At 45.2% G+C, this 7,668-nt stretch carries 7 protein-coding genes; 6 read left to right on the forward strand and 1 reads right to left on the reverse strand.

Going from position 1 to position 7,668, the window contains the following annotated elements:
• On the reverse strand, positions 1–1,042 hold a 1,042-nt coding region (locus CAG68_RS10135), incomplete at its 3' end, for a HAMP domain-containing protein (RefSeq protein WP_443083858.1).
• A gap of 473 nt (positions 1,043–1,515) precedes the next feature.
• Here CAG68_RS10135 and rbsD point away from each other — a divergent pair.
• The 6 genes from rbsD (at position 1,516) to CAG68_RS10165 (ending at position 7,609) form a co-directional block, all read left to right on the forward strand.
• Positions 1,516–1,935, forward strand: coding sequence for a D-ribose pyranase (rbsD, locus tag CAG68_RS10140; protein WP_005382620.1), 420 nt, complete (start codon positions 1,516–1,518; stop codon positions 1,933–1,935).
• A gap of 23 nt (positions 1,936–1,958) precedes the next feature.
• On the forward strand, positions 1,959–3,464 hold the full coding sequence (rbsA, locus tag CAG68_RS10145; RefSeq protein ID WP_086047462.1) for a ribose ABC transporter ATP-binding protein RbsA: 1,506 nt from the start codon (positions 1,959–1,961) through the stop codon (positions 3,462–3,464).
• Positions 3,461–4,444 carry a ribose ABC transporter permease gene (gene rbsC, locus CAG68_RS10150; RefSeq protein ID WP_005382618.1) on the forward strand — a complete coding sequence of 328 codons (984 nt, stop codon included), beginning with the start codon at positions 3,461–3,463 and terminating at the stop codon, positions 4,442–4,444. Before rbsA ends, rbsC begins: the two co-directional genes overlap by 4 nt.
• 87 nt (positions 4,445–4,531) lie before the next feature.
• Positions 4,532–5,410, forward strand: a complete 879-nt coding sequence (rbsB, locus tag CAG68_RS10155) for a ribose ABC transporter substrate-binding protein RbsB (protein ID WP_005373143.1) — start codon at positions 4,532–4,534, stop codon at positions 5,408–5,410.
• Positions 5,411–5,633: 223 nt separating this feature from the next.
• Positions 5,634–6,551 (forward strand): ribokinase, encoded by a 918-nt coding sequence (rbsK, locus tag CAG68_RS10160; protein WP_005382617.1) that lies wholly within the window; start codon positions 5,634–5,636, stop codon positions 6,549–6,551.
• A gap of 35 nt (positions 6,552–6,586) precedes the next feature.
• Positions 6,587–7,609, forward strand: coding sequence for a substrate-binding domain-containing protein (locus tag CAG68_RS10165; protein ID WP_161441100.1), 1,023 nt, complete (start codon positions 6,587–6,589; stop codon positions 7,607–7,609).
• Positions 7,610–7,668 lie beyond the last annotated feature (59 nt).

A 7,668-nucleotide genomic window follows, 5' to 3' on the forward strand; every position in this document is an offset into this window, starting at 1 on the left:
GTTGCGTCAGGTGATCCGTTTCAGCTAGGCGTTTTGTCTTTTTATAGATGACATTAAGTTCCTCATACATATCAAAAAAGCGTGCAGAGAGGCGTCCTATTTCATCGTTTGTTTCTAGCTTTTCAATATTGTCACGTTGATTAGATTCAAGTTCGTTCAGCTGCTTATCAAGGCGAGAAACAGGGCGCAACACATAGCGGTACAACACCAAAATGATTAATGTGATGGTGAAAAACGCCGCTACGCCAAAGGAGAAAGCAAGTTCTAGCCACACTTTATCGACTTTATTCCACATTAAATATTCGGCAGGAGAAAGCACGGCATAAAAGTGCGGCAGCAGCTCAATGGTTTGAGCGAGAGGAATATCAAGATAAATGGGTTTGTCGGCGAAAGTAATCACGCTGTGCGTGTCAAACTCGATTTCATGCTTAATCTCGTTAAAGGCTTCAAGTGATACGGAAACTACCACAAAAAACACATTTTTCGAGTCAAAGCTCAAAGGGTGAGTCCCCGTTCTTTTGTCGACGACCTCATATTGAAGAAGAATGCTTTGTCCACTGGAGTTATAAATAAAGCCAGTATGACTGAAAGCCTCTCTCTCATTGAAACTTCGTGATATGTACTCTAACACCTTTGGGTCGACCACGCCCGATGATTCGTAATATTTGTTTTCTGTGTAGTAGAGAAGGTTTTGTTTTCCGTCGAGGATCGCCATGCTCGCATCGCCTTTGTAACCATGGCTCAATACTTCAGCGGTCTCGTCTAATCGGTTAAACAAGACTCGTTCACGATAGGGGTTGTTATGATTTACCAAATAGTCTTGTAATACATCACTTTTACTGAGCGTATAGGCATAGCTATTAAGAAAAATATTCGCTTGTCGAAACTGCCCGGCGAGCTTTTCCATCTGCAACTGAATATAGCTGTCTTCCCGCTTGATGAGCGTCACTTTTTGAATGCTATAAATAATATAGCTAGATACTAACGCGCTTAATAAGATCACTGGCGCGACAAGCAAAATGACTCTATTGCTTAACTTCATTATGGTTCTTAGTTTCCGTTTGTGTCCCTACAAACGTCGCGTACCAGGTAAGGTACTGAACGGATGATGTGTTTTGGCAAATTGTAACCAGATTGTAAGGTGAGCGTTCTCCAAAATCAGGCAGCTATCTAAGAATTGTGATGACGTGAAAGGTTTCGAGCTTATTAACTAGAGGTTTTCTCAGTAGTTGGACGTCTCTTTTCCTCCCTCCCTGTATAAAACCTAACTGTAATGACAGGGAAATACCGTCATCGAAACGTTTCGATGGTAAAGTGTGACTCAAGTGCACTTTTCCTATTCAATGACAATTGAATTACAGATCATTCTCACACCTTATCGATCTCACACTGGTCAAATTGCGATGACGAATTATTATTTCATCGAAACGTTTCGATGAGTTTTCTGTTAATAACGAAAACATTTTAAAACAGGCGCTCATGGTTGTATGAACGTGTAACCGAAAGGTCGATGAGATGAAAAAAAGTACCCTAATTAACTCAGATATTTCTTACTTGGTGGCGACGCTAGGCCACACCGACGAGATCACGATATGTGATGCTGGTCTACCAATCCCAGAGCATGTTCAGCGAATCGATTTGGCGCTAACGCATGGGGTACCAAGTTTTCTTGATACTGTTCGCGTAATTCTATCTGAGTCCCAAATCGAAGGGGTCATCATTGCGGAAGAGTTCTCTGATGCAAGCCCAGTTTTGCATGAAGCGTTGCTCAACGAACTGAGCAAAGAGAGTGAAGAAACGGGCAAATCTATTGAGGTGAGCTACGTGTCACATGAAGCGTTTAAAGCACGCACGGCCCAAAGTCGCGCTATCGTAAGAACGGGCGAATGCTCGCCATATGCGAACGTTATTTTCCAAGCGGGCGTGGTTTTTTAAGCCAGAGATATTGAGGACAGATTATGACTCAAGCCATTCTACAACTAAGCGAAATTGAGAAGGCGTTTCCGGGCGTAAAAGCACTCGACAAAGCAAGCCTGAATGTTTATCCAGGCCGTGTTATGGCGCTGATGGGTGAAAATGGAGCAGGCAAGTCAACGTTAATGAAGGTGTTGACAGGCATTTACCACATGGATGCGGGGAGAATTCAATATCAAGGTCAGCCGGCGGCCTTTAAAGGTCCACGCGATTCACAGGAAGCTGGTATTAGCATTATTCACCAAGAGCTGAACCTGATTCCTGAACTGACGATTGCCGAAAATATTTACTTGGGACGAGAGTTCACTGGATCCTTAGGGCGTATCCAGTGGGGCAAAATGTATGACGAAGCTGACAAGCTTTTAAAACGTCTGAATGTAAAGCACTCATCAAAAACATTGCTTGGCGATTTAAGCCTTGGTGAACAACAAATGGTGGAAATTGCAAAGGCACTTTCGTTTGAGTCGAAAGTCATCATTATGGATGAGCCAACGGACGCATTGACCGATACCGAAACGGAATCACTGTTTAAAGTGATTAATGAGCTTCGTGCTCAAGGATGCGGCATCGTATACATCTCGCATCGTCTTAAAGAAATCTTTGAAATCTGTGATGATATTACGGTGCTTCGTGATGGTAAGTTTATCGGTGAGTGCAAGGTGTCCGACATTGATGAAGATGGCCTAATTGAAATGATGGTTGGCCGAAAATTAGAAGAGCAATATCCACGTATTGATGTCCAACATGGCGAAACTTGTCTTGAAGTCATTGGTTTGACTGGGTCTGGCGTTCAGGATGTGAGCTTTACTCTCAAGCGTGGTGAGATTCTTGGAATTTCTGGCTTGATGGGCGCAGGCCGCACTGAACTCATGAAAGTCATTTACGGCGCATTACCTAGTGAGCATGGTGTTATCAATCTTGATAACAAAACTATTAACCCGGTTAGCCCGCAAGATGGCTTGGCAAATGGTATCGCTTACATCTCTGAAGATCGCAAAGGCGATGGTTTGGTTTTAGGTCTTTCGGTTAAGGAGAACATGTCACTTTGTTCGCTAAACCAGCTGACCAAAGGCTTCCAGATTCAACACAGCGACGAAGTGATTGCTGTGGAAGATTTTATTAAGTTATTCAACATTAAAACCCCAACGCGAGATCAAATCATCGGCAACTTATCTGGTGGTAACCAGCAAAAAGTTGCGATTGCGAAAGGGTTAATGACGAAACCTAAAGTTCTGATTCTGGATGAGCCAACACGTGGTGTTGATGTCGGAGCAAAAAAAGAGATTTATCAGCTCATCAACAAGTTTAAGGCCGAAGGCATGAGCATCATCTTGGTTTCTTCCGAGATGCCTGAAGTGCTCGGCATGAGCGACCGTATTTTAGTGATGCATGAAGGTCGTATCACTGGCGAATTTGATGCGAAAGACGCCGATCAAGAAAAATTACTCGCCTGTGCCGTAGGCAAAGAGATCAATGAGGAAGCAGCATGAGTACGAATACCATGAGCAAACCAACCGAAACTGGCAACAAGAAGTTGTTCACAAAAGAGTGGCTGATTGAACAAAAATCACTGATAGCTCTGATCTTTCTGATCGTTGTTGTGTCATTTTTGAACCCGAACTTCTTTACGGTCGACAACATTCTCAACATTCTTCGTCAAACCTCCGTGAATGCCATTATCGCAGTGGGTATGACATTAGTTATTTTAACAGCAGGCATAGACTTAAGTGTTGGTTCGGTATTGGCATTGTGTGGTGCCTTTGCGGCAAGCATGATTGCGCTTGAGGTTCCGGTGCTGGTGGCGGTTCCAACTGCTTTAGTCGCAGGTGCAGCGTTAGGTGCGATCAGCGGTATCATTATTGCGAAGGGTAAGGTGCAGGCATTTATCGCTACGCTGGTTACCATGACGTTACTACGCGGTGTGACCATGGTGTACACCGAAGGTCGTCCAATCTCGACAGGCTTTACTGACACCGCGGATGCGTTCGCATGGTTTGGTACTGGCTACGCGCTAGGCATTCCAGTTCCTGTTTGGTTAATGGTGGTTGTGTTCGCTGCGGCTTGGTATTTACTTAACCACACGCGCTTTGGTCGCTATGTTTACGCACTAGGCGGCAATGAGTCTGCGACTCGCCTATCAGGTATCAATGTAGACCGAGTGAAGATTGGTGTCTACGCCATCTGCGGTATGTTAGCAGCGCTTGCAGGCATTATTGTAACGTCTCGTCTTTCTTCGGCGCAGCCAACAGCAGGTATGGGCTACGAGCTAGACGCTATCGCAGCGGTTGTTCTTGGCGGTACCAGCTTGATGGGCGGTAAAGGCCGTATCATGGGTACCTTGATTGGTGCGCTGATCATCGGTTTCTTGAACAATGCACTTAACCTACTTGATGTTTCTTCCTACTACCAAATGATTGCAAAAGCAGTGGTTATCTTGCTGGCGGTATTGGTAGACAACAAAAACAAGTAATTCATAACAATCTGTATATATAAAACAGTGAATACAAACCGAGTCAGGGGACGTGTACTGGCTCACCCTACACAAAGGACTAGAACGATGAAAAAACTTGCAACTCTTATCTCTGCTGCACTTCTTTCTTCAACCGTATCGGTAGCGGCGCAAGCTCAAGATACCATGGCGATTGTGGTTTCGACGCTAAACAACCCGTTCTTCGTAACGATGAAAGACGGTGCGGAAGCAAAAGCGAAAGAATTGGGGTACGACTTAATTGTACTGGACTCGCAAAATGACCCGAGTAAAGAACTGTCGAACATCGAGGATTTAAGTATTCGCGGCGTAAAAGCAATTCTTATCAACCCAACGGATTCTGATGCAGTGTCTAATGCAATTCGTATGGCGAACCGTTCTAAGATCCCTGTGTTGACATTAGACCGTGGTGCAAGCCGTGGTGAAGTCGTGAGTCACATCGCGTCGGACAACGTAATTGGTGGTGAAATGGCAGGCCACTACATCATGGAAAAAGTAGGCGAAAAAGCAAAAGTCATTCAACTTGAAGGTATTGCGGGCACATCGGCAGCGCGTGAGCGCGGTGAAGGCTTTATGAATGCCGTGAAGGGCAGCGATATGGATCTTCTTGCTAGCCAACCAGCTGACTTTGACCGCACAAAAGGTCTAAACGTAATGGAAAACCTGCTAGCGGCTAACCCGGATGTACAAGCGGTATTTGCACAGAATGATGAAATGGCGCTAGGTGCACTTCGCGCAGTTCAAGCTTCTGGCAAAGATGTCGTTATCGTTGGTTTTGATGGTACGGAAGACGGCATTGCAGCAGTTAACCGTGGCAAACTAGCGGCAACTATTGCTCAGCAACCAGACCTTATCGGTGCTTTAGGTGTTGAAACGGCTGACAAAGTTTTGAAAGGTGAAGAAGTAGAAGAGTACATCCCAGTACCACTAAAAGTAGTCACTAAGTAAGTTTCAAGTTCCAATAAATCATCCTAATTTTTGCTCTCTCCTCCGTTTATATCTGTCGTTTAGGAGGTGAGGGCAAACTTACCCAAAATACTGCAAAGTGTGGGGTATAGATGCCTTTGGCTTTTTATCGAGACTCCTTCATCAGGAAGAGAAGTTAAAGTCATCTAATGTATTTTCCTAAACAGTTTTTTAAAAGGGTTCATTCAGAACCGAGGATAACCGTATGAATAAGTTAGTGGTGTTAGGTAGTGTAAACGCTGACCATGTTCTTCAAGTGCCTTCTTTCCCTCGCCCAGGCGAGACGCTGCATGGTCGCAACTATCAAGTTATCCCAGGTGGCAAAGGTGCCAACCAAGCCGTCGCGGCGGCGCGATTAAATGCAGACATCGGTTTTATCGCTTGTGTGGGCGACGACTCATTCGGCATTAACATTCGCGAAAACTTCAAAATGGACGGCATCGATATCACTGGTGTGAAGATGCAGCCAAATTGCCCGACAGGTATCGCGATGATTCAAGTGTCGGACAGTGGTGAGAACAGCATTTGCATTTCAGCTGAAGCGAACGCCAAACTGACAGCAGAAGCGATTGAGCCAGATTTAGAGCGTATTCGCCAAGCAGATTACTTGCTAATGCAATTGGAAACGCCGATGTGCGGCATTGAGAAAGCTGCGCGAATCGCGAAAGATGCCAAAACCAATGTCATTCTGAACCCAGCGCCAGCTCGCGAACTGTCAGATGAATTACTGTCTTGCATTGACGTGATTACACCAAATGAAACGGAAGCTGAAGTTCTGACAGGTATTACTGTAACAGACAACGAAAGCGCGCAAGAAGCGGCGAATGTGCTACATGGTAAAGGTATAGAAATTGTCATGATCACACTCGGTGCAAAAGGCGTTTGGCTAAGCCAAAACGGTCGAGGCGAAATCATCTCGGGTTTCCGCGTTGAAGCGACGGATACTACCGCAGCGGGCGATACATTTAATGGGGCATTCGTCACTGGTCTCCTAGAAGATTTACCTTTAGAATCAGCGATTAAGTTTGCACATGCGGCGGCTGCAATTTCTGTGACCCGCTTTGGCGCGCAAACGTCGATTCCAACCCGCGAAGAGGTGGACGCGTTTCTCGCTGAACAATAAGGCGCATAACGCCTCATTAAAATAGGAGTAGTAACATGGCGACGATGAAAGACATCGCAAAACTGGCAGGGGTTTCCACTTCAACAGTGAGCCATGTTATTAACAAGACGCGTTTTGTGAGCGAAGAGATCTCTGAACGCGTTAACAATGCCGCAAAAGAGCTTAACTACTACGCGCCCTCTGCGTTGGCGCGTAGCCTCAAAGTTAATCGTACCAAAACCATTGGTATGCTCGTGACAACCTCAACCAACCCATTCTTTGGCGAAGTCGTAAAAGGCGTCGAACGCAGCTGCTACCAAAAAGGCTACAGCCTCATTTTATGTAACACCGAGGGTGATAACGAACGTATGCGTCAATCCATTAATACGCTATTGCAAAAGCGTGTCGATGGTTTGATTTTGATGTGTTCGTCGCTAGAAGGAGAGCGTATCGATGTATTTGAGCGTTACCCAGATATCCCAGTAGTGGTAATGGACTGGGGGCCGATGCTATTTACAAGTGATAAAATCCAAGACAACTCACTTCGTGGCGGTTACTTAGCGGCGAAATACTTAATTGATTGCGGCCATACCGAAATTGGGTGCATCACTGGCCCTTTGATTAAACACCAAGCGCAAATGCGATACGAAGGTTATAAGCGAGCAATGAACGAAGCTGGCTTGGAATTTAATGCCAATTGGATCATTGAGTCTGACTTCGAATGTGAGGGTGGGTATCAAGCGTTCAAAAAAATGGCTCAGCGTGGCGCATTACCCAGCTCGATTTTCGTCTCTAACGATATGATGGCGATGGGTGTGATTAACGCCGCAAATGAGCTCGGTATTAAAGTGCCGGACGACCTATCCATTATTGGTTACGATGACATCCATATCGCGAAATTTATGTCGCCATCGCTAACTACCATTCATCAGCCTAAGTACCGTTTGGGGCAGGCTGCCGTTGAGACTCTTGTCCGAAAGTTGGATGAAAAATCAACAGAGGCACAGGTCGTACAATTAGAGCCGACTCTAGTGGAACGAAAAAGCGTCAAGAGGTTAAAGTTAAACCTCACTGAATGACGTGTGATGTTGAGCTAAAAAATTAAAAAAGTCGTTTCTCTTTATACGATAAAGCCTTA

The sequence above is a fragment of the Vibrio sp. V42_P2S4T144 genome (assembly GCF_009904715.1).
GTDB classification, from domain to species: domain Bacteria; phylum Pseudomonadota; class Gammaproteobacteria; order Enterobacterales; family Vibrionaceae; genus Vibrio; species Vibrio alginolyticus.